Origin of the sequence: Actinomadura sp. GTD37 (assembly GCF_041951365.1) — a bacterium.
GTDB lineage: Bacteria > Actinomycetota > Actinomycetes > Streptosporangiales > Streptosporangiaceae > Spirillospora.
Genome location: NZ_JBGNUS010000002.1, coordinates 524,815 through 544,372 on the forward strand (window position 1 = coordinate 524,815; position 19,558 = coordinate 544,372).

General features: G+C 74.0%; 19 protein-coding genes. 5 read left to right on the forward strand and 14 right to left on the reverse strand.

Translation table 11 applies throughout. From position 1 onward, the window contains the following. Positions 1-66: 66 nt before the first annotated feature. Positions 67-498 (reverse strand): division/cell wall cluster transcriptional repressor MraZ, encoded by a 432-nt coding sequence (gene mraZ / locus ACA511_RS16545; RefSeq protein WP_375025606.1) that lies wholly within the window; start codon positions 496-498, stop codon positions 67-69. A 452-nt stretch (positions 499-950) separates the two neighbouring features. Here mraZ and ACA511_RS16550 point away from each other — a divergent pair, with 452 nt between their 5' ends. Genes ACA511_RS16550 through ACA511_RS16560 form a run of 3 tightly spaced genes read left to right on the forward strand, consistent with a single transcriptional unit; the run spans position 951 to position 5,809 of the window. After that, positions 951-1,967 carry an AAA family ATPase gene (locus tag ACA511_RS16550; protein WP_375025607.1) on the forward strand — a complete coding sequence of 339 codons (1,017 nt, stop codon included), beginning with the start codon at positions 951-953 and terminating at the stop codon, positions 1,965-1,967. 3 nt (positions 1,968-1,970) lie between these two features. Next, the gene (locus tag ACA511_RS16555) at positions 1,971-3,254 is read left to right on the forward strand and encodes a DUF58 domain-containing protein (protein WP_375025214.1); all 1,284 of its coding nucleotides are present in this window, start codon (positions 1,971-1,973) and stop codon (positions 3,252-3,254) included. Further along, entirely contained in the window at positions 3,251-5,809 is a 2,559-nt protein-coding gene (locus ACA511_RS16560) for a DUF3488 and DUF4129 domain-containing transglutaminase family protein (protein ID WP_375025215.1), read from the forward strand. Before ACA511_RS16555 ends, ACA511_RS16560 begins: the two co-directional genes overlap by 4 nt. 282 nt (positions 5,810-6,091) lie before the next feature. On the opposite strand, the gene ACA511_RS16565 is transcribed toward ACA511_RS16560, so the two are convergent. The 6 genes from ACA511_RS16565 to ACA511_RS16590 all read right to left on the reverse strand — a co-directional run bounded on the left by ACA511_RS16565 (position 6,092) and on the right by ACA511_RS16590 (position 11,242). After that, a complete protein-coding gene (locus ACA511_RS16565; RefSeq protein WP_375025216.1) occupies positions 6,092-6,487 on the reverse strand; it encodes a DUF3040 domain-containing protein in 396 nt (131 codons plus the stop codon). Positions 6,488-6,634: 147 nt separating this feature from the next. Beyond that, positions 6,635-7,900 (reverse strand): DNA polymerase IV, encoded by a 1,266-nt coding sequence (locus ACA511_RS16570; protein ID WP_375025217.1) that lies wholly within the window; start codon positions 7,898-7,900, stop codon positions 6,635-6,637. A 5-nt stretch (positions 7,901-7,905) separates the two neighbouring features. Further along, positions 7,906-8,691: a methyltransferase domain-containing protein gene (locus ACA511_RS16575; protein WP_375025218.1), complete on the reverse strand. Its 786-nt coding sequence runs from the start codon at positions 8,689-8,691 to the stop codon at positions 7,906-7,908. 452 nt (positions 8,692-9,143) lie between these two features. Then, entirely contained in the window at positions 9,144-9,560 is a 417-nt protein-coding gene (gene nusB / locus ACA511_RS16580) for a transcription antitermination factor NusB (RefSeq protein WP_375025219.1), read from the reverse strand. A 1-nt stretch (position 9,561) separates the two neighbouring features. Next, complete coding sequence (gene efp / locus ACA511_RS16585; protein ID WP_375025220.1) at positions 9,562-10,119, reverse strand: elongation factor P; 558 nt, start codon at positions 10,117-10,119, stop codon at positions 9,562-9,564. 31 nt (positions 10,120-10,150) lie between these two features. Then, positions 10,151-11,242 (reverse strand): M24 family metallopeptidase, encoded by a 1,092-nt coding sequence (locus ACA511_RS16590; RefSeq protein ID WP_375025221.1) that lies wholly within the window; start codon positions 11,240-11,242, stop codon positions 10,151-10,153. 164 nt (positions 11,243-11,406) lie between these two features. On the opposite strand from ACA511_RS16590, the gene ACA511_RS16595 reads away from it, so the two are divergent. Continuing rightward, positions 11,407-12,885 carry a flavin monoamine oxidase family protein gene (locus ACA511_RS16595; protein WP_375025222.1) on the forward strand — a complete coding sequence of 493 codons (1,479 nt, stop codon included), beginning with the start codon at positions 11,407-11,409 and terminating at the stop codon, positions 12,883-12,885. Positions 12,886-12,966: 81 nt separating this feature from the next. Here ACA511_RS16595 and ACA511_RS16600 read toward each other — a convergent pair whose 3' ends face one another. Both ACA511_RS16600 and ACA511_RS16605 read right to left on the reverse strand, forming a co-directional pair. Next, positions 12,967-14,013 (reverse strand): LLM class F420-dependent oxidoreductase, encoded by a 1,047-nt coding sequence (locus ACA511_RS16600; RefSeq protein ID WP_375025223.1) that lies wholly within the window; start codon positions 14,011-14,013, stop codon positions 12,967-12,969. Between the two features lie 65 nt (positions 14,014-14,078). After that, entirely contained in the window at positions 14,079-14,744 is a 666-nt protein-coding gene (locus ACA511_RS16605; protein ID WP_375025224.1) for an enoyl-CoA hydratase-related protein, read from the reverse strand. A gap of 191 nt (positions 14,745-14,935) precedes the next feature. Here ACA511_RS16605 and ACA511_RS16610 point away from each other — a divergent pair, with 191 nt between their 5' ends. Continuing rightward, positions 14,936-15,511 (forward strand): TetR/AcrR family transcriptional regulator, encoded by a 576-nt coding sequence (locus ACA511_RS16610; RefSeq protein WP_375025225.1) that lies wholly within the window; start codon positions 14,936-14,938, stop codon positions 15,509-15,511. A 34-nt stretch (positions 15,512-15,545) separates the two neighbouring features. On the opposite strand, the gene aroQ is transcribed toward ACA511_RS16610, so the two are convergent. The 5 genes from aroQ to ACA511_RS16635 form a co-directional block, all read right to left on the reverse strand. Continuing rightward, on the reverse strand, positions 15,546-15,995 hold the full coding sequence (gene aroQ / locus ACA511_RS16615) for a type II 3-dehydroquinate dehydratase (RefSeq protein ID WP_375025226.1): 450 nt from the start codon (positions 15,993-15,995) through the stop codon (positions 15,546-15,548). Then, positions 15,992-17,065, reverse strand: coding sequence for a 3-dehydroquinate synthase (gene aroB / locus ACA511_RS16620; protein WP_375025227.1), 1,074 nt, complete (start codon positions 17,063-17,065; stop codon positions 15,992-15,994). The genes aroQ and aroB overlap by 4 nt, the downstream gene beginning before the upstream one ends. Positions 17,066-17,120: 55 nt before the next feature. Continuing rightward, positions 17,121-17,627: a shikimate kinase gene (locus ACA511_RS16625; RefSeq protein WP_375025228.1), complete on the reverse strand. Its 507-nt coding sequence runs from the start codon at positions 17,625-17,627 to the stop codon at positions 17,121-17,123. A gap of 8 nt (positions 17,628-17,635) precedes the next feature. Then, positions 17,636-18,814, reverse strand: coding sequence for a chorismate synthase (gene aroC, locus ACA511_RS16630; protein ID WP_375025229.1), 1,179 nt, complete (start codon positions 18,812-18,814; stop codon positions 17,636-17,638). A gap of 135 nt (positions 18,815-18,949) precedes the next feature. Next, on the reverse strand, positions 18,950-19,549 hold the full coding sequence (locus ACA511_RS16635; protein ID WP_375025230.1) for a nitroreductase family protein: 600 nt from the start codon (positions 19,547-19,549) through the stop codon (positions 18,950-18,952). Positions 19,550-19,558 lie beyond the last annotated feature (9 nt).

The window sequence follows — 19,558 nt, forward strand, 5'->3', positions numbered from 1 at the left end:
CGGAGAGCGGCTGGAGACCTGGCCGAACGTGGGCCATAGCCGGTCAACGGACCGACGAGTCTTCGCTCAGAGGATCCCTGGCAACACCTCCTCGGAGACGTCGGAGAACGTCTGCTCCTCCTGCTCCAGGTAGGTCTCCCATGCCTGGGAGTCCCAGATCTCCAGACGCGTGTTGGCCCCGATGACCGCGCAGTCGCGGGTGAGCCCCGCGTACTTGCGCAGCGGCGGGGGAATCGTGACGCGGCCCTGCTTGTCCGGTACCTCGTCGGAGGCGCCGGCGAAGAAGACCCGGCTGTAGCCCCGGACCGCCTTCTCCGTGACCGGCGCGGCACGCAGAGCCTCGGTAATCCGCTGGAACTCCGCCATGGGGAAGACGTACAGGCAGCGTTCCTGGCCCTTCGTGATCACCAATCCCCCCGACAGCTCCTCGCGGTACTTCGCCGGCAGGAACAGTCGTCCCTTGTCGTCGAGGCGCGGCGAATGGGTGCCGAGGAACACCGGCCCCACCTCCCGCGCCGCATGGGGTGCTACCGCCCCCACGGCGCCCCACTCTACTCCACTCTTCCCCACCGTCAACAAGAAAAACACCTGCCGTGGGCGAATTCCACGAACGAAACCGCAGGTCAGCGGGGGTGGTGCGGAGTGGGGCCCAGCGGCCCCCGCTCCGCGTGCCGGACCGTCGCGGAACACCGCGGGACGTGTTTCCGCGGGCCGCGGCGGACGCCGGCCGATCGTGGTGGAGCGCAGGGGTGGAGCACGGTGGTGGAACGCGGTGGAGAAGCGCGGTGGAGGGCGGGCCCGCAGGGCCGGACGGCGTCCGCCGTCCGCACCGTGGAGCACAATGGGCTCGCGTTCCCCATGAACATCGCGACGGGCCTTCCGACGACGTACTGTCGGGTGGAACGGCTGAGGAGGGTTTGGTGGCAGTAGGTACGCACGGCGAGTCGTTCATGGAGACCGACCCCCCGGCACCCCGCCCTGCCCGCCGCCGCGCGTCGGGAGGCGAGGGGCCCGACCGCGGGCTCGACGGGCTCGCCCGCGTCGCGAACAAGATCCGCGACGCGGTGGAGTCGGTGATCGAGGGCAAGCCCTCGGCGGTGCGGCTCGCGCTCACGGTGCTGCTCGCGGAGGGGCACCTGCTGATCGAGGACGTGCCCGGCGTCGGCAAGACGATGCTCGCCAAGGCCCTCGCGCGCTCGGTCGACTGCTCGGTGCGGCGCGTCCAGTTCACCCCCGACCTGCTGCCGAGCGACATCACCGGGGTCAGCGCCTATAACCAGGAGCTCCGCGAGTTCGAGTTCAAGCCGGGGCCGGTGTTCGCCAACATCGTGGTCGGCGACGAGATCAACCGGGCGTCCCCGAAGACGCAGTCGGCGCTGCTGGAGTGCATGGAGGAACGCCAGGTCACGGTGGACGGCACCACCTACGCGCTGGAGCCGCCGTTCATGGTGATCTCCACGCAGAACCCGGTCGAGATGGAGGGCACCTATCCGCTGCCGGAGGCGCAGCGCGACCGGTTCACCGCCCGCATCTCGATGGGCTACCCCGACTCCGCCGCCGAGATGGAGATGCTCGACACGCACGGCCAGGCGTCCCCGCTCGACCGGCTCACCCCCGTCGCGCACGCCGCCGACGTCCGCGAGCTCATCGAGGTGGTGCGGCGCCAGCACGTCGCGCAGCCGGTGCGGCAGTACGCCATCGACCTCGTCGCCGCCACCCGCAAGCACCCCGACCTGCGGCTCGGCGCGTCCCCGCGGGCGACGCTGCACCTGGTGCGGGCCGCGCGGGCGTACGCGGCGCTCGACGACCGCGACTACGTCGTCCCCGACGACGTCCAGGACCTCGCCGTCCCCGTCCTCGCGCACCGGCTGCTGCCGACCGCGGAGGCGCAGGTGGAGCGGCGCCGCCCCGAGCAGGTCGTCGCCGACCTGGTCAAGCGGCTGCCGGTGCCCTCCCCCGGGAAGTGACCGGTGCGACGCGCGCTGGCCGGCCTCACCACGCGCGGGCGGTCCTTCGTGGCCGCCGGCGCCACCGCGATCGTGTGCGCGGTCGTCCTCGGCGAGCGCGACCTGCTGCGCGCCGGGGTGCTCGTGCTGGTGCTGCCGCTGCTCTGCATGCTCGCCGTGTCGCGGACCAGGTACCGGCTGGCGTGCGCGCGGCGGCTCGACCCGGCGCGGCTGCCGGTCGGCCGCGAGGCCCGCGTCGACCTGCGGCTGGAGAACGTGTCGCGGCTGCCCAGCGGGCTGCTGATGGTCGAGGACCGGGTCCCCTACGCGCTCGGCGGCCGGGCCCGGTTCGTGCTGGACCGGATCGAGTCGCACGGCTCCCGGCAGCTCGGCTACCGGATCCGGTCGGACGTGCGCGGGCGCTACCGCGTCGGGCCGCTGACGGTCCGGCTCGCCGACCCGTTCGGGATGGTGGAGCTGGTGCGCTCGTTCAGCCTGTCCGACACCCTCACGGTGACGCCGCGGATCGTCCCGCTGCCGCACGGCCGGCTGTCGGGCGCGTGGACGGGCGGCGGCGACAGCGTCGCCCGCGCGGTCTCCGCGGCGGGCGAGGACGACGTCGCGCCCCGCGAGTACCGGCACGGCGACGACCTGCGCCGCGTGCACTGGCGGTCCACCGCCCGGCACGGGGAGCTGATGGTGCGGCGCGAGGAGCAGCACTTCCAGAGCAGCGGGACGCTGTTCCTCGACACCCGCCGCGCGGCGCACTGGGGCGAGGGGCTGGGCGGCTCGTTCGAGCAGGCCGTGTCGGCGACCGCGTCGATCGGGGTGCACCTCGTCCGGACGGGGATGAGCCTGCGGTACTTCACCGACGCCGGTGAGGCGCTGCCGACCGCGCCGTCCGAGGGCGCGTTCGAGGGGCTGCTGCTCGACGCGCTCGCGGTGGCCCGCACGTCCAAGGGCGGTTCGCTGTCGGCGGGGCTGGCCGCGCTGCGCGGCGCCCGGGGCGGCGGCCGGGAGCGCGACGGGCTGATCGTCGCGGTGTTCGGCGCCCTGTCCGCCGAGGAGGCCCGCTCGGTGGCGGCGGTGCGGCGCGGCGCCGGGACCTGCGTCGCGGTGCTCGTCGAGGGCGGACCCGCGCAGGCGGACGGCGGCGCGGACGCCGGCGCGGCGGGCGGTGCGCAGGCCGCGGGGCTGCTGCGCGCGGCGGGGTGGCGGGTGCTGCCGGTCCGGTCCGCGGCGGAGCTCGCCCGAGCGTGGACGGCGGCCGGGAAGGCCGGCGAGGACTTCGTCAGGGACGGTGCATGAGGATCCGGATGACCGCCATGGCCGGGGCGGCGACGCTCACCGGCTCGCTCGGCCTCTACCCGCTGTTCGAGAGGGCCGGCTGGTTCTGGGCCGGGTTCGGCGCGGTGCTCGCGGTCGCGGGCGGCGGGCTGCTGGCCCGGCGGCTGCGGATGCCCGCCCTGATGAACCTCGTGTTCGGGCTGGCGGCGCTGCTGCTCTACCTCAATCTCGTGTACGCCGCCGGCAGGGCGTGGCTGGTGTTCATCCCGTCCCCGGACTCGCTGCACCACCTCGGGGACCTCTCCGGGGAGGGCTGGCGGGCCGCGAACCGGTACGCGGCGCCGGTCCCGCTGCTGCCCGGCATCGCGATGCTGACCGCCGCCGGGATCGGCCTGGTCGCGGTGCTGGTCGACCTGCTCGCCGTCCGGCTGCACCGCACCGCGCCCGCCGGGCTGCCGCTGCTCGCCATGTACAGCGTGCCGGCCGCCGTCCGCGAGGACGGGGTCGGCTGGCTGGCGTTCGGCGCCGGCGCGCTCGGCTTCCTCGGCCTGCTGATGGCCGACTCCCGCGAGAAGGTCGGCGGGTGGGGCCGCATGGTCACCACGCACAGCCGTCCCCGCGACGTCCCGATGGCGGGGGCGGAACCGCGTCCGGGCGAGGCGGCGGCGCGGCCCGACCCGGCGGCGCTGGCGGCGAGCGGCCGCCGGATCGCGGTCGGCGCGGTCGCCGTCGCGGTGCTGCTGCCGGCCGCCGTGCCGGGCCTGCAGCCGCGCGGCGTGTTCGGCCTGGGCGGCGCCGCCGGCGAGGGCACGCGGACGGTGACCACGCCCGACCCGCTCGTCAGCCTGAAGCGGGAGCTGACCCGGCTGGACGACTCGGTCGTCCTCACCTACCGGACCGACGACCCGGACGGCCCCGACTACCTGCGCCTCTACGCCCTCGACCGGTTCGACGGCGACCGGTGGACCTACAGCCCGCTGAAGAGCAGCTCCAAGGACAGGCTGGGCTACGGGCGGACGCTCCCGCCGCCGCCGGGGCTGTCCCTCGGACGCGTCCACAAGGTGACGACCAAGGTCGCTGTGCGGCCCGAGGTCCGGAACATGACGTTCCTGCCGGTGCCGTACGCGCCGACCAGCGTGTCGATCAAAGGCGACTGGCGGGTGCATCCGTCGTCGCTGATGCTCTACTCGCTGCGCGACTCGGCGGGCGGCCGCTCCTACAGCGTGGAGAGCGTGCGCGCCGACCCGACCAGCGGGCAGCTCGCCGCCGCGAGCGGCTACCCGGCCGACGTCGTCGCGCACTACACGGCGGTGCCCAAGAACATCCCGCAGGAGGTCAGGAGGCTCGCCGAGCAGGTGACGGCGGGGTCGGCGACCGCGCTCACGCAGGCGGTGCGGCTGCAGCGCTGGTTCACCTCCACCGGCGGGTTCACCTACGACCTGTCCGCGCGGGCGCCGCAGCACGGCAGCGACCTCGTCGACTTCCTGCTGCACAGCAAGCGCGGCTACTGCGAGCAGTACGCCGCGTCGATGGCGCTGCTGGCCCGGATCCTCGGCATCCCGTCCCGGGTGGCCATGGGGTACACGCCGGGCAGCGAGGTCAGGCCGGGCGAGTGGGTCGTCCGGTCGCGGGACGCGCACGCGTGGCCGGAGCTGTACTTCCAGGGCACCGGCTGGGTGCGGTTCGAGCCGACGCCGTCGGGGGCCGCCGGGCAGGGCACCGCCGTCGCGCCGTCCTACAGCCAGCCGGCCGTCAGCACCGGCGGCGACGACGACGGGGCGACCGGGCAGGCGCCGGACGCCTCCTCCCCCGACGCCGGGGCGACCGCCGCGCCCAGCACGGGCGCCCGGCACCGCGACGACGAGGGCGCCGGCGGCGCCACCGCCGCGCAGGACGACGAGGAGGGCGGGTTCTCCGCGACGCCGTGGCTGGCGGGCGCGCTGCTGGCGCTGCTGCTGCTGGCCGTCCCGATGACGCTGCGGAGGTTCACCCGGCGCCGCCGCTGGGCCGCGCTGGCCGCGCCGTCCGCGCCGTCGCCCGGGGCGCGGGCCGGGTCGCGGGCGGGGCCGCCCGGCCCGGCGTCCGGCGGCCCCGACGGGCGGCGGGCGCGGCGCCCCGACCCGGCGTCCGGGGCCCCGATCGGTGGACGGACCGGGGCGCCCGACCCGGCCCGGGCCGCGCACGCCGCGTGGCAGGAGATGCGCGCCGACGCGCTCGACCACGGGCTCGAATGGCGGGCGAGCGACTCCCCGCGCGCCACCGCGCGGCGCCTCGGCGAGCTGCTCGAACTGGACGCGGCGGGCGCGCAGGCCCTCACCCGCATCGCCCGCGCCGAGGAACTGGCCCGCTACTCCCGGTCCCGCTCCGCCGAGCCGGTGGAGCGGCTGCGCGCCGACGTGCGGACCGTCCGGGAGTCGTTCGCGGCGTCCGTGGGCCGCCGGGCACGCTGGCGCGCCCGCCTGCTGCCGCCCTCGACGGTGACCCAGACCCGCACCGTGCTGCGCACCGCCGGAGACCGCGCCCTGGACGCAGCCAACCGCCTGAACGACCTGCCCGCCCGCCTCCGCCGCAAGTAGACCCGGCGGGCACCCCCGGACACGCGTTCGTCCCGGCCTCCCCAAGGCCGGGACGATCATCCGTACCGGATGGTCACACCGAGCGGACGACGGCGCTCCAAACGCCGCACAACATCACTCCTGGGAAACGACCCCCAGACCCCCGACCCGCAGGACTGAACGCCACCCTCCGCCGAAGCCCCGCCCCAGACGTCGCAAAGCATCACCTCTGGGAACGACCCCCAGACTCCACCGCGCGAGACGGAGCGCCACCCTCCGCTCCGCTGGAGCCTGGAGCTCCGCTCAGTCGCCTTCGGTGCGGCGGCGCCAGCGCTCTTCCATGCGCTCCATGAAGCCCGCCTTGGCCGGGCGGGACGGGCGGCCGCCCGTGCTCCGGGCGGACTCGTTCCCGATGCCGGTCATCCGCTTCCAGCTCGTCAACGCCCAGACGCAGCACACCACCATCAGCAGGAAACCGGTCACGCTGATCGCGATGGTGACCGTGCCCTCGTTGATCACAAGACCGGCCATCAGGGCGCAGACTCCCACGACGAAGCCGAGGGCGGCCTTGACGATCCGGCGCTTGTAATGGACCTGGGGGTTGGTCGAGCGAACCGCGTGAGCGAACTTCGGATCCTCGGCGTACAGAGCCGATTCGATCTGTTCGAGCATGCGCTGCTCGTGCTCAGAGAGCGGCACGGCACCTCCCAACGACAGCTCCGCGACGGGGTATCCGATGCGGGACGCGAACGTCAACGGTGATATGCCCAGAATACGAGCACTGTCGAGCGTACGAAAGCGAACGGCCCGTCGAGGGCCCGGTGCCGGTCACCCCACAGCCTTCTTTCATTGTCTTCCGTCCCTGCCGTCACGTCCGTCACCGTCCACCGCGCGCCGCACCAGCGCGGCGGGACGGACGGCGCCGCGGCCGAACCGGTGCGCGACCTGGTCCATGGCACGTTCGGCCTCACGCCAGCCGTGTTCCGGCTCGTCGAAGGCGAGCTGACGGGGGGCCTCGCCGGCGGGGCACAGGTTCTCGACCCGTACTCCGACCAGTCTGAGTCGTACCCGTTCCAGCCCGGCTGCCTCGTACAGCTCGCAGGCTGTGACATAGATCACACGGGCGAGGTCGGTCGGCTCGCTCAGCGTGCGCGCCCGGGTGATCGTCTTGAAGTTCGCCATCCGCAGTTTGACGCTCACCGTCCGACCGGCGTTCCCGCCGGCGCGCAGCCGCTCGCCGGTCTTCTCCGCCAGCCCCAGCAGGGACCGGCGGATGGCCTCCGGGTCGTCGACGTCGGTGTCGAACGTCTCCTCGGCGCCGATGCTCTTGTCGGGCGTGTGCGGGACGACCTCGCGCGGGTCGCGTCCCCAGGCCAGCTCGTGCAGGTGCGCGCCCATCGCGTTGCCCAGCTCGCGCTGGAGCGTGGCCAGCGGCACCTGGGCGAGCTGGCCGACCGTCCGGAGGCCGAGCCTGGTGAGATGCTCCTCCGTCCGCTCCCCGACGCCCCACAGGGACGCGACGGGGAGCGGGTGCAGGAAGTCGACGGCGCCGCCGGCGGGCACCACGAGCAGCCCGTCGGGCTTGCACAGGGTGGAGGCCAGCTTGGCGATGAACTTGGTGCTCGCGACGCCGACCGAGCAGGTGATGCCCTGCTGGTCGCGGACCTGCTCGCGGATCATCCGGGCGATTTCGGCGGGGCGGCCGAGCCGCCGCCGGGCGCCCGCCACGTCGAGGAACGCCTCGTCCAGGGAGAGGCCCTCCACCAGCGGGGTGACCGAGCGGAAGATCTCGAACACGGCGGCGGAGACGCGGGAGTACTTGCCGTGGCTGACCGGGAGCACGACCGCCTGCGGGCACAGCCGCCGCGCCCGCGTCATCGGCATCGCCGAGTGCACGCCGAACGTCCGGGCCTCGTAGGACGCCGCGGACACCACCCCGCGCGGCCCGGCGCCGCCCACGACGACGGGACGGCCCCGCAGCTCGGGGCGTTCGAGCAGTTCGACGCTGACGAAGAACGCGTCCATGTCGACGTGCAGGACGGCGCATCCGGTGTCGTCGGCGGGCGGCCCGGGCTGCGGCCCCGGCCGGTGCAGCTGCTGCTTGCGGCTCACGGGTGCTACTCGGCCGGCTTGTCGGCCACCAGGTGCAGCTGGGCGGCCAGGTCCCGCAGGACGGGGTGGACGGCGGCGACCGCCTCCAGCGCGATCAGCGCGTCGGCCGAGTCGGCGTCGCCGTCGAGCAGGCCGCTCGGCACCAGGTCGGCGAAGATGCGGACGCCGTGCAGCTCGGCGACCCGCAGGCCCGCGCCGCGGACCAGCGCCGACAGCGTCTCCCGGGTGAAGCGGCGGGGCATCCGGTCGCCCTCGCCCCAGCGTCCGGACGGGTCGGTCAGCACCCGCCGCGCGTCGTCGAAGTGCCCGGCCGCGGCGCGGTGCAGCGCGGCGGCGACCTGCCCGGCGGCCAGCACGCTGACCGATCCGCCCGGCCGGACCACGCCGGTCAGCGCGGCCATCGCCGCGCCGGGCTCGTCGACGAACTCCAGGACGTTGTGGCACAGCACGAGGTCGGCGGCGTCGCGGCCGAGCAGGTCGGGCAGGTCGACGGCGTCGCCCTGCACGGCCCGGACCCGCACGCCGGACTCGGCGGCGCGGCGCTCCAGCGCGGCGAGGGCGTCCGGATTGGCGTCGACCACGGTGACCCGGTGCCCCAGCTCGGCGAGCGGGACCGCGAACCCGCCGGTGCCGCCGCCGACGTCCACGACGTCGCGCGGGCCGGCCTCGGGGGTGATGCGGCCGAGCACGGTGCGCAGGGCGTCCCACAGGACGGCGCTGCGCACCCGGCCGCTGCCGCGCGCACGCTTCTGTCGCCGGCCGGTCACGGCCGCTCCCCTAACGTCGCTCATCCCGGCCCAGCCTAGCCGCCCCCCGCCCCGGGGAACGCCGGACACCGAACCCCGGCGCTCCGACCTTGGCCGCCGATCAAGGGCGGGCAGGCGAAGCAGCCCCGCACGCCCGCACAAAGCAATCCCCCCCCCCCCGCAGCCGCCGCGACACCCACCACCGCAGGCGACCCCGTTCAACCTTCACGAACCCAGCGAGCCCCGACAGCGACGCGCCGGCCCCCTATATCGCGGGACGGGTCGCAATGTCCTCTCTTGGACCAGGCGTGAACGTCGCACAGACCTGAGCGGCCCCACGGGCAGGCACGCGGAGCGAGCTCTGCGAGCGCAGCGGGCATGCCCGCCGAGCCGGGCGACCGCACGACACGAACCCGCACGGTCACAGCCCCCGAAAACCGTGGTGCGAGGATCGACCGGCTCGTGGCGGGGGTTCCAGGGGGGTCGCCCCCCAGGGGCTAGAGACTCAGCGACGGCTTCAGCTGCTGGAGGCGGGCGAGGAGGCCGTTGACGAAGCGGGGGGACTCGTCGGTGGACAGTTCGGTCGCCAGCCCGACGGCCTCGCTGACGGCGACGCCGTCCGGGACGTCGTCGACCCACAGCAGCTCGTAGGTGCCCATCCGGAGGATGTTGCGGTCGACGACCGGCATCCGCTCCAGCGTCCAGCCGGTCGCGTACGTGGAGAGCAGCTCGTCGATGCGCTCCCGGTGCGCCTGGACGCCCTCGATCAGCCGGACGGCGTGCGGGAACTCGGCCAGCTCGTCCTGGTTCGGGCGGCCCCGCGCCGCGAGCACCGCGGTCGGCTCCTCCTCCCGCAGTTCGGCGGCGAACAGGATGTCCAGCGCGAGTTTGCGTGCCTTGGTGCGCGCCGCCATCTCAGGCGCGGCCGAGGTACTCGCCGGAGCGGGTGTCGACCTTGATCTTCTCGCCGGTGGTGATGAACAGCGGCACCTGGACCTGCGCGCCGGTCTCGACGGTGGCGGGCTTGCTGCCGCCGGTGGAGCGGTCGCCCTGCAGGCCGGGCTCGGTCTCGGTGATCTCCAGCACGACGGCGGCGGGCAGCTCGACGTACAGCGGGTTCTCGTCGTTGAAGGCGATCACGGCGTTCTGCTCGGGGAGCAGGTAGTTCGAGGCGTCGCCGACCACGGTCGCCGGGATGTGCGGCTGGTCGTAGGTCTCGGTGTCCATGAAGACGAAGTCCTCGCCCTCGCGGTAGAGGTACTGCATCTCGCGCTTGTCGACGCTCGCCACCTCGACCTTGGTGCCGGCGTTGAAGGTCCTGTCGACGACCTTCCCCGACAGGATGTTCTTGAGCTTGGTGCGGACGAACGCGCCGCCCTTGCCTGGCTTGACGTGCTGGAACTCCAGGACGGTCCACAGCTGGCCGTCGATGTTCAGCGTCATGCCGTTCTTCAGGTCGTTCGTCGTCGCCACTGGCAGTTCTCCCGGTCGCGGACCCGCGCGTCTACAGGACGAGCAGGTCCTTGGTAGTCGTGGTGAGGAGCTCCGGGCCGTCCGCGCGGACCACGAACGTGTCCTCGATGCGGACGCCGCCCCGGCCGGTGAGGTAGACCCCAGGCTCCGCTGTGATCGGAACTCGAACCATGAGTTTACCGGTCTTGTCGTACCCCATGAGCGGCGCTTCGTGGATCTCCAGGCCGACGCCGTGCCCGAGGCCGTGCGGGAACGCCCCGCCGTGCCCGGCCGCGGCGATGATCTCGCGGGCGGCGGCGTCGACCTCCTTGGTCTCGGCGCCGGGGACGGCGGCGTCCAGTCCGGCGCGCTGCGCCAGGTGGACGAGGTCGTAGAGGTCGCGCTGCCAGCCGGCGGGCTCGCCGATGGCCACGGTGCGGGTCATGTCGGCGTGGTAGCCGCCGTACAGGGCGCCGAAGTCCATGGTGACGAGGTCGCCGCGCTCCAGTTCGCGGCCGCCGGGGTGGTGGTGCGGGACGGCGCCGTTCGGGCCGGACGCGATGATCGACTCGAAGGCGGGGCGTTCGGCGCCGGAGTCGACCATGGCCCGTTCGAGCGCGACCGCGACGGCCCGCTCGGTGACCCCGGCGCGGATCTCGGGGAGGACGGCCTCGAACGCGCGGTCGGTGATCGCGCACGCCTCGCGCAGGAGGGCGATCTCCTCCTCGTCCTTGACCATGCGGAGTTCTTCGACGAGGCGGCCGAGCGGCACCGGCTCGATCGCCGTGTCGAGCCTCTCCGCCTCGTCGAGGAGGGCGGCGTGGTGCTCGACGGTCAGGTCGTGGGCCTCGAAGCCGATCCGGGACCGGCCGTCCGCGGCGGCCCGCGCCAGCAGCGCCTCCGCGACCTGCCGGTCGACGACGACGGGCAGCTCCGGGCAGACCTCGGCGGCCATGCCGGCGTACCGGCCGTCGGTCGCGAGGACGGCCGGGCCGTCGGCCGGGACGAGCAGCGCCGCCCGGGAGCTGTCGAGGCCGGTCAGGTACCGGACGTTGACGAGCCGGGTCACCAGCAGGGCGCCGGCGTCCCGCTCGGCGACGAGCGCGGCCAGCCGGCGGCGTCGCGCGATGTGCGTCTCCCCCATGGTCAGGACTCTAGAGGATCGCCCGGGGGGCGCGGTGAGGGCCGTCTCGACGCGGTCACGAAACATGAAGAACCCTCGACTTTGCCGTGAGGGCTGGCCTAGCGTGACCGACCGTGTGAATCTTCCGTCCCCCCGCACGGTCTTCCCCCCAGGAGGGATTCCCCTTGACCCGAGTCAGCCGCCGCAGACTGCTCGGCACGGGCGCGCTCACCGCCGCCGGTGCGGTCGCCTCCGCCGCCGCGGCGCCGTCCGCCGCCGCCCGCACCGCCCCCCTCGGCGCCGACGTGGTGATCGTCGGGGCCGGCCTGTCCGGCCTCACCGCCGCCCGCGACCTCGTCGCGGCCGGCCGGTCCGTGATCGTGCTGGAGGCCCGGGAGCGGCCCGGCGGGCGCGTGTACGGGCTGCCGCTCGGCGACGGCACCACCAGCGAGGGCGGCGCCGAGTTCATCGGCCCGACGCAGGACCGCATCGCCGCGCTCGCCCGGGACATGGGCGTCGCGACGTTCAAGACCAACAACGAGGGCAAGAACGTCTACTACCGCAACGGCAAGCGGTCCCTGTACGCCACCGACGGCCTCCTCGGCGCGGTCCCGCCGGACTGGGGAGTGATCGACCTGGAGCTGGCGCTGCTCAAGCTCGGCGGCATGATCGCGGAGGTGCCGGTCGGCGAGCCGTGGAAGGCGGCGAAGGCCGAGGAGTGGGACGCCCAGACGTTCCACACCTGGTCGCGGTCCAACTCGCTGAGCAGCGGCGCGCGGTTCCTGATGGACGCGTTCGCCTCCTCGACGCTGTCGATGCGCTCGCAGGAGATCTCGCTGCTGTACCTGCTGCACTACGCGGCCGCGGCGGGCAACGAGAGCACCCCCGGGACGATCGACCGGCTGATCAACACCAAGGACGGCGCGCAGGAGTCCCGGTTCGTCGGCGGCTCGCAGGAGGTGCCCGTCCGGCTGGCGGCGCGGCTCGGCGACATCATCCGCTACAACGCGCCGGTGCGGTCCATCGCGGCCGGCGCGGGCGGCGTCACCGTCACCGCGGACGGGGTCACGGTGTCGGCGAAGCGGGTCGTCGTCGCGATGTCCCCGGCGATCGCCGGGCGGATCGACTACTCGCCGGGGCTGCCGGCGGGCCGGGCGCAGCTCATGCAGCGGTACCCGATGGGCTCGATCGCCAAGTTCGTCGGCGTCTACGACACGCCGTTCTGGCGGGCGGACGGGCTGACCGGGCAGGCGGTCGCCGACAGCGGCGCGATCGACGCGACGTTCGACAACAGCCCGCCGGACGGGTCGCGCGGCATCCTGATGGGCTTCATGAACCAGGCGAACATCCGCAGGCTGGACGGCGCGTCCGCGGACGACGTCCGGGCCGCGGGCCTCGACTCGTTCACCAAGCTGTTCGGCGACAAGGCCGCCGCCCCGAGGATCACGGCGTTCCAGCGGTGGGACAACGAGATGTGGAGCGGCGGCGGGCCGGTCGGCGTCGCCCCGCCCGGCGCGCTCACCGCGTTCGGCCCGGCGCTGCGCGCCCCCTGCGGGCCGATCCACTGGGCGGGCACCGAGACGTCCGACTACTGGACGGGCTACATGGACGGCGCGGTCCGCTCCGGCGAGCGCGTCGCCGGGGAAGTGCACGCGGCGCTCTGAGGCGCGCGACGGGCGGCGTGCCCGGCACGCCGCCCGTTCGCCCACCCGTCCTCGTGCGCACCGCTCACACGTGCGCACCGCTCACACTTCGGCGGCCATCTCCTTGACCTTCTCGATCAGGGCGAGCCGGCCCTTGTGGTCGCCCGCGATCGGGGACACGTTCAGCGTCGTGATCCCCGACTCCTTCATCGCGGCGAGCCGCTCGCGGACGTGGCCCTCGGCCCCGATCAGCGACATCTTCTCCAGCAGCTCCTGCGGGACCTTCGCGGCGGCCTCGTCCTTCTTGCCGTCCAGGTACAGGTCCTGGATCTCCTCGGCCTCCTTCTCGAAGCCGTAGCGGCGGGCGAGGTCGTTGTAGAAGTTCTTGCCCTTGGCGCCCATGCCGCCGATGTAGAGCGCGGCCATCGGGCGCCCGAACTCCAGGTAGCCCTGCACGTCGTCGCCGATGGCGAGCGCGGCCTGGCCGACGACGTCCAGCTCGCCGAGCGCCGGGTCGCGCTTGGCCTTGCCGGCGGCGAGGGAGGCGCCCCACACGTCCGCGGCCTTCTCCGGCATGTAGAAGATCGGCTCCCAGCCGTTGGCGATCTCGGCGGTCTGCTCGACGTTCTTCGGGCCGATCGCGGCGACCAGGATCGGGATGTCGGCGCGGACCGGGTGGTTGATGAGCTTCAGCGGCTTGCCGAGGCCGGTGCCCTGGCCCTCGGGCAGCGGCAGCTTGTAGTGCCTGCCGTCGTGCTGGAGCCGCTCCCGCCGCCACACCTTGCGGCAGATCTCGATGACCTCGCGGGTGCGGCCGAGGGGCGCCGTGTAGGGGACGCCGTGGAAGCCCTCGATGACCTGCGGGCCGGACGCGCCGATGCCGAGCGTGAACCGCCCGTCCGACACGTAGTCCAGGCCGGCGGCGGTCTGCGCCATCGCGGTGGGCGTGCGGGAGTAGATGTTCAGGATGCCGGAGGCGATCTCCAGCCGCCGGGTCTTGGCCGCGATGTAGCCCATCTGGCTCACCGCGTCGAAGCTGTAGGCCTCCGCGACGTAGACGATGTCGAGGCCGGCCTTCTCGTAGTCGGACAGCTCCTCGACGGTCTCCTTGAAACCGCCCGAGTAGCTGAGCGCCATCCCGATGCGCATCGAGCATCCTCTCCCTAACCGAATCCGATTCCAGTCGAACGTGACCCTACTCCGCCGCCGGGCCGTCAGCCCAGGGCGGGACCGTGCAGCGCGTCCAGCACCGGCCGGTACAGGTCGCCGCGGATCTTGGCGACGGTCGTGCCGTTCCTGCCCGCCGACGCCGCGGCGAGTCCGACGGCGGCCGGCAGGACCTCGTCCTCGGCGGCGAGATGCTGGACGATCCCGGCGTCCCGCGCCTGCTCGGCGGTGTACCGGCGGCCGGTGAGCATGGCCTCGTGCGCGGTCGCCCCCGGCAGCCGCCCCTTGATGAGCGCGTTCATGCCGGGGGTGAAGCTCATGCCGAGGTCGACCTCGGGCAGGCAGAAGTAGCCGCGGTCCGTCCGCATGACGGCGAAGTCGTGGCAGAGGGCGAGCATCCCGCCGCCGGCGAAGGCGTGCCCGTTCAGCGCCGCGACCGTGGGCATCGGCAGTTCCAGGACGCGCGCGTACAGCGCGTGGACGCGGCCCAGGTACTCCGCGAACTTGTCCTGGTTCGCGCCGAGCCAGTCCAGGTCGAGGCCGTTGGAGTAGAACTTGCCGGTGCCGACGGTGACCAGCGCGGCGGGCCCGTCGCTCTTCGCCACGGTGTCGAGCGCGCCCTCGACCGCACCGAGGAAGTCGGGGCCGAACCGGTTCTCGCCGGCGTCGAAGCGCAGGACGAACACGTCCCCGTCGCGCTGCAGGTCGATCATCGAGCTCTCCTTCATCCGTGCCCTGGGCGAACCCTACGCGCCGGTATCGGGCGGGAGGTCCTCCAGGTCCGGCGTACCGTGCGCCCCCTGCCAGTAGCCGCCGTCGGTAGGACGTCCGTCATAGGCAGAATTCTGTATGACGATCGTCATGGTCAATGCGAGCACCCTATGATGAATGTCATAATCGAGGCATGGGGACCGACAGCCGGGAACGCATGGTGCGCAGCGCCGCCTACCTCTTCCGCGAGCGCGGCTACAGCGGCACCGGGTTCCGCGACGTCATCGCGCACAGCGGCGCCCCGCGCGGGTCGATCTACCACCACTTCCCGGACGGCAAGGCGCAGCTCGCCGAGGAGGCCGTCCGCTACGCCGGGGAGTTCCTCAACGCGGGCATCCTCGCCGCCACCGAGGGCGGCGACGCGGCCTCCGCCGTGGACGCCTTCGTCGGCTGGTGGCGGCAGGTGCTGGTCAAGAGCGAGTTCCGGGCGGGCTGCCCCGTCGTCGCGGTCACCGTGGAGTCCCACGACGAGGCCCCGCGGCTCGCCGCGGCCGCCGCGGCCGTGTTCGGCCGCTGGCAGGACACCCTCGCCACCGGCCTCGGCAACGCCGGCGTCCCCGACGACCGCGCCGCGCGCCTCGCCCGCCTCATCGTCTCCGCCGTCGAGGGCGCCACCATCCTCTGCCGCGCCCACCGCGACGTGGCCCCCTTGGACGACGTGGTCGCCGAACTGAAGGACCTCACCCGGAACGCCGTCCAGGAAGGCTGACGGCGCGCGTGCCGGGCGGTGGGGGCCGCGCGGGCTAGGCGGTGGGGTTCTCGGCGAGCAGTTCGGCGACGGCCTGCAAGGCGAGGACGTAGGACATCGCGCCGAAACCCGCGATGGTGCCGGTCGCCACGCCGGCGACCACGGAGGTGTGGCGGAACTCCTCGCGGGCGGCCGGGTTGGTGATGTGGACCTCGATGAGCGGGGCGGTGCGCTGGGCGAGGGCGTCGCGCAGCGAGTAGGAGTAGTGCGTGAACGCGGCCGGGTTCAGCACGACCGGGATGCGCTCGTCGGCGGCCTGGTGGACCCAGTGGACCATCTCCGCCTCGTCGTCGGTCTGCCGGACCTCGACGCTCAGGTCGAGGCGGCGGCCGGTGTCGCGGCACAGGGCGACGAGCTCCTCGAAGCTGGTCGTGCCGTACTTGTCCGGCTCGCGGACGCCGAGCCGCCGCAGGTTGGGACCGTTCAGGACGAGCACGCGGCTCATGGGGTGATCTCCCGGTAGGCGGCGGCCAGCAGGGCCTCGTCGGGGCCTTCGAGGCGGCCCGGCTCGGCGATGCCGTCGAGGACGACGAAGCGGAGCGTCGCGCCGCGCGACTTCTTGTCGATGGCCATGGTGGCGCGCAGGCCGGCCCAGTCGGCGGCGTAGGAGACCGGCAGGCCGACCGAGGCGAGGACGTCGCGGTGCCGCCGGACGGTCCCGGCGGGCAGCCGCCCGGCGAGGCGGGCCAGCTCGGCGGCGTAGACCATGCCGATCGCGACGGCGTGGCCGTGCCGGAACCGGTAGTCCTCGGCCTTCTCGATCGCGTGGGCGAGGGTGTGGCCGTAGTTGAGGATCTCGCGGAGGCCGCTCTCCCTGAGGTCGGCGGAGACCACCTCCGCCTTGACCCGGATCGCGCGCTCGACCAGCTCGCGGGTGTGCGGGCCGTCCGGGGACGCGGCGCCCTTCGGGTCGTCCTCGACCAGCTCCAGGATCGCGGGGTCGGCGATGAAGCCGGCCTTGATGATCTCGGCGAGGCCGCTGATGTAGTCCTCGTGCGGCATCGTCATCAGCGTGGCCAGGTCGCACAGGACGCCGGCGGGCGGGTGGAAGGCGCCGACGAGGTTCTTGCCCTCGGGGACGTTGATGCCGGTCTTGCCGCCGACCGCCGCGTCCACCATGCCGAGCAGCGTGGTGGGGACGAGGACCGCCCGCACCCCGCGCAGCCACGACGCCGCCGCGAACCCGGCCAGGTCGGTGGTGGCGCCGCCGCCGACGCCGACGACGACGTCCGTGCGGGTCATCCCGGACCGGGCGAAGGACGACCAGAGCCCGGCGAGCACGCCGACCTCCTTGGCCGCCTCCCCGTCGGGGACGGGCAGCGCGTGCACCGCGTAGCCGGCCCGTTCGAGGGCCCCGGCGACGGGGCGCGCGATCTCCGGCAGGCCCTCGGCGTGGACGACGGCGACGGTGCGGGCGCGGTCGCCGACCATCGCGGGCAGCTCGCCGAGGACGCCCGTCCCGATGACGACGTCGTACGGGTCGGCCCCGCCGACGTGCACCCGCGCCCGCGTCACGCGTCCTCCCCGCGAGCCCCGGCGGGGGCCGCGGTCGCGCGCCCGCTCCGCCCGGTCATGCCGCCCCCAGGGCCTTGGCGATCTCCTCGACGATGTCGTCGGCGTCGCGGCCGTCGGTGTCGACGCTCACCGTGCCGAGCCGCTCGTAGACGGGGAGGCGCTCCTCCAGGAGCTTGCGCATCTGGCTGCGCGGGTTCAGCACGAGCAGCGGCCGCGCGGAGGCGAGCCCCACCCGCTTGATCGCCTCCGAGAGGCCGACCTTCAGGTAAACGACGGTGTGCCCGCCGAGGAGCTCCTGGGTCTCGGCGGCGAGCACGGCGCCGCCGCCGAGCGCGACGACGCCCTCGTGCCCGGCGAGCGCCGCGCGGACCGCGGCGCGCTCCAGCTCGCGGAAGCGCTCCTCGCCGTCGTCGATGAAGATCTCGCCGACCGGCTTGCCCGCGGCGGCCTCGACGTCGGCGTCGGTGTCGCGCAGCGCGACGCCGAGGCGCGCGGCGAGCGCGCCGCCGATCGTGGTCTTGCCCGAGCCGGGCGGCCCGATGATGACTGCCTTCGGTCGCATGGTCCCGCTCACTTGATCGTCAGGGAGGACAGGTATCCGCGCAGGTTGCGCGCGGTCTCCTCGGCGGAGTCGCCGCCGAACTTCTCCACCGCCGCGTCCGCGAGGACGAGCGCGGCCATCGCCTCGGCGACGACCCCGGCGGCGGGCACGGCGGTGACGTCGCTGCGCTGGTTGATCGCCTTGGCGGGCCCGCCGGTCTTCACGTCGATGGTGTCGAGCCGCCGCGGGACGGTCGAGATCGGCTTCATCGCGGCCCGCACCCGCAGCACCTCGCCGGTCGTCATGCCGCCCTCGACGCCGCCGGCCCGGTTCGTCCGGCGGCGGACGCCCTCGGGCGTCCCGTCGATCTCGTCGTGCGCCCGCGAGCCGGGCCGCCGGGCGGTGGCGAACCCGTCGCCGAGCTCCACGCCCTTGATCGCCTGGATGCCCATGAGGACGCCGGCAAGCCGCGAGTCGAGCCGCCGGTCCCAGTGGACGTGGCTGCCGAGGCCGGGCGGGAGCCCGTAGGCGAGGACCTCCACGACGCCGCCGAGCGTGTCGCCGGCCTTCTTCGTCTCGTCGATGTGCGCGACCATCGCGGCGGACGCGCCGGCGTCGAAGCAGCGCACCGGGCTCTCGTCCACCCGCGCGAGGTCGCCGGGGCCGGGCAGGACGCCGTCGGGCGCCTCGACCTCGCCGAGGGCGATCACGTGGCTGAGGACGTCCACGCCGAGGGCCTGCTTCAGGAACGCCCTGGCGACCGTGCCCAGCGCGACCCGCGCCGCGGTCTCCCGCGCGCTCGCCCGCTCCAGCACCGGCCGGGCGTCGTCGAAGCCGTACTTCTGCATGCCGACGAGGTCGGCGTGCCCGGGGCGCGGCTGCGACAGCGGCGCGTTGCGCGCCTGGGCGGCGAGGACGTCGGCGTCGACGGGGTCGGCCGACATGACCGTCTCCCACTTCGGCCACTCGGTGTTGCCGATCTCGATCGCGACCGGCCCGCCGAGCGTCACCCCGTGCCGGACGCCGCCGAGGATCGCCACCTCGTCCTGCTCGAACTTCATCCGGGCGCCCCGCCCGTGCCCGAGCCGCCGGCGGCGCAGATCCTCGGCGATGTCCCCCGAGGTCACGCGCACGCCGGCCGGCAGCCCCTCCACGATCGCGGTGAGGGCCGGGCCGTGGGACTCCCCAGCGGTCAACCAGCGCAGCATGCCCACGATCCTATTGACTCCGCGCCACCGCCCGTGACGGCGTCCACCATCTGAGAGGCTCGCCGCGGCTCCCCTGATGCGCGGCCCGCGTTCCGGGGCGTCCGGCCCGCCGCACGGCCTGCCGACGACGTGGTTCTAGCGCGGGTCCGTCCAGGTCTCGTGGTGGACGAGGTCGCCGAGGGGTTTCCGCATCGAGCGCAGGCGGGCGGTGTCGGACGGCGCCGCGGCGTCCTCGCGGGGACGGCCGATCGTGACGACGCCCACCACGGCGACGTCGCCGGGGATGCCGAGCAGGGCCTTGAGCTCGTCCTTGCGGCGGACGGTCGCGAACCCGGCCGCGAGGCCCGCGTCGATCGCGGCGAGCTGGATCAGCATGAGGAACGCCCCCGAGTCGACCCACCAGTAGGGGGCGGGCCAATCCAGCTCCTCGCCGTCGATGAGCTTGTCGGGCCGGGTGTAGCGGTCGTGGTAGTCGTCCTCGCGGACGCCGAGCACCATGAGCACGGGCGCGACCGACAGCCACTTCTCCGGGTAGCGGGACTCCTCGGCGAGCCCGGCGACGCGCTCGCGCGTCGCGCGGTCGGTGACGACGACGAGGCGGTGGCCCTGGCTGAACCCGGCGCTCGGCGCCCGGCGGATCGTCCCGGCGATCTTGTCGACGGTCTCGGCGGGGACGGGGTCGGGCCGGTAGCGGCGGACCATCCGCCGCGCGGCGAGCACGTCGTCGAACTCCACTGCGCCTCC

What these genes read in the sequence shown, in the direction of transcription:
- ACA511_RS16590 (WP_375025221.1), bottom strand. Translation starts at nt 11,242, where the DNA reads ATGGGGGAGACGCACATCGCGCGACGCCGCCGGCTGGCCGCGCTCGTC.
- ACA511_RS16550 (WP_375025607.1), top strand. Translation starts at nt 951, where the DNA reads ATGGAGACCGACCCCCCGGCACCCCGCCCTGCCCGCCGCCGCGCGTCG.
- ACA511_RS16560 (WP_375025215.1), top strand. Translation starts at nt 3,251, where the DNA reads ATGAGGATCCGGATGACCGCCATGGCCGGGGCGGCGACGCTCACCGGC.
- ACA511_RS16610 (WP_375025225.1), top strand. Translation starts at nt 14,936, where the DNA reads ATGGGGACCGACAGCCGGGAACGCATGGTGCGCAGCGCCGCCTACCTC.
- ACA511_RS16605 (WP_375025224.1), bottom strand. Translation starts at nt 14,744, where the DNA reads ATGATCGACCTGCAGCGCGACGGGGACGTGTTCGTCCTGCGCTTCGAC.
- aroC (WP_375025229.1), bottom strand. Translation starts at nt 18,814, where the DNA reads ATGCTGCGCTGGTTGACCGCTGGGGAGTCCCACGGCCCGGCCCTCACC.
- ACA511_RS16625 (WP_375025228.1), bottom strand. Translation starts at nt 17,627, where the DNA reads ATGCGACCGAAGGCAGTCATCATCGGGCCGCCCGGCTCGGGCAAGACC.
- ACA511_RS16600 (WP_375025223.1), bottom strand. Translation starts at nt 14,013, where the DNA reads ATGCGCATCGGGATGGCGCTCAGCTACTCGGGCGGTTTCAAGGAGACC.
- nusB (WP_375025219.1), bottom strand. Translation starts at nt 9,560, where the DNA reads ATGGCGGCGCGCACCAAGGCACGCAAACTCGCGCTGGACATCCTGTTC.
- aroQ (WP_375025226.1), bottom strand. Translation starts at nt 15,995, where the DNA reads ATGAGCCGCGTGCTCGTCCTGAACGGTCCCAACCTGCGGCGGCTCGGC.
- ACA511_RS16575 (WP_375025218.1), bottom strand. Translation starts at nt 8,691, where the DNA reads ATGAGCGACGTTAGGGGAGCGGCCGTGACCGGCCGGCGACAGAAGCGT.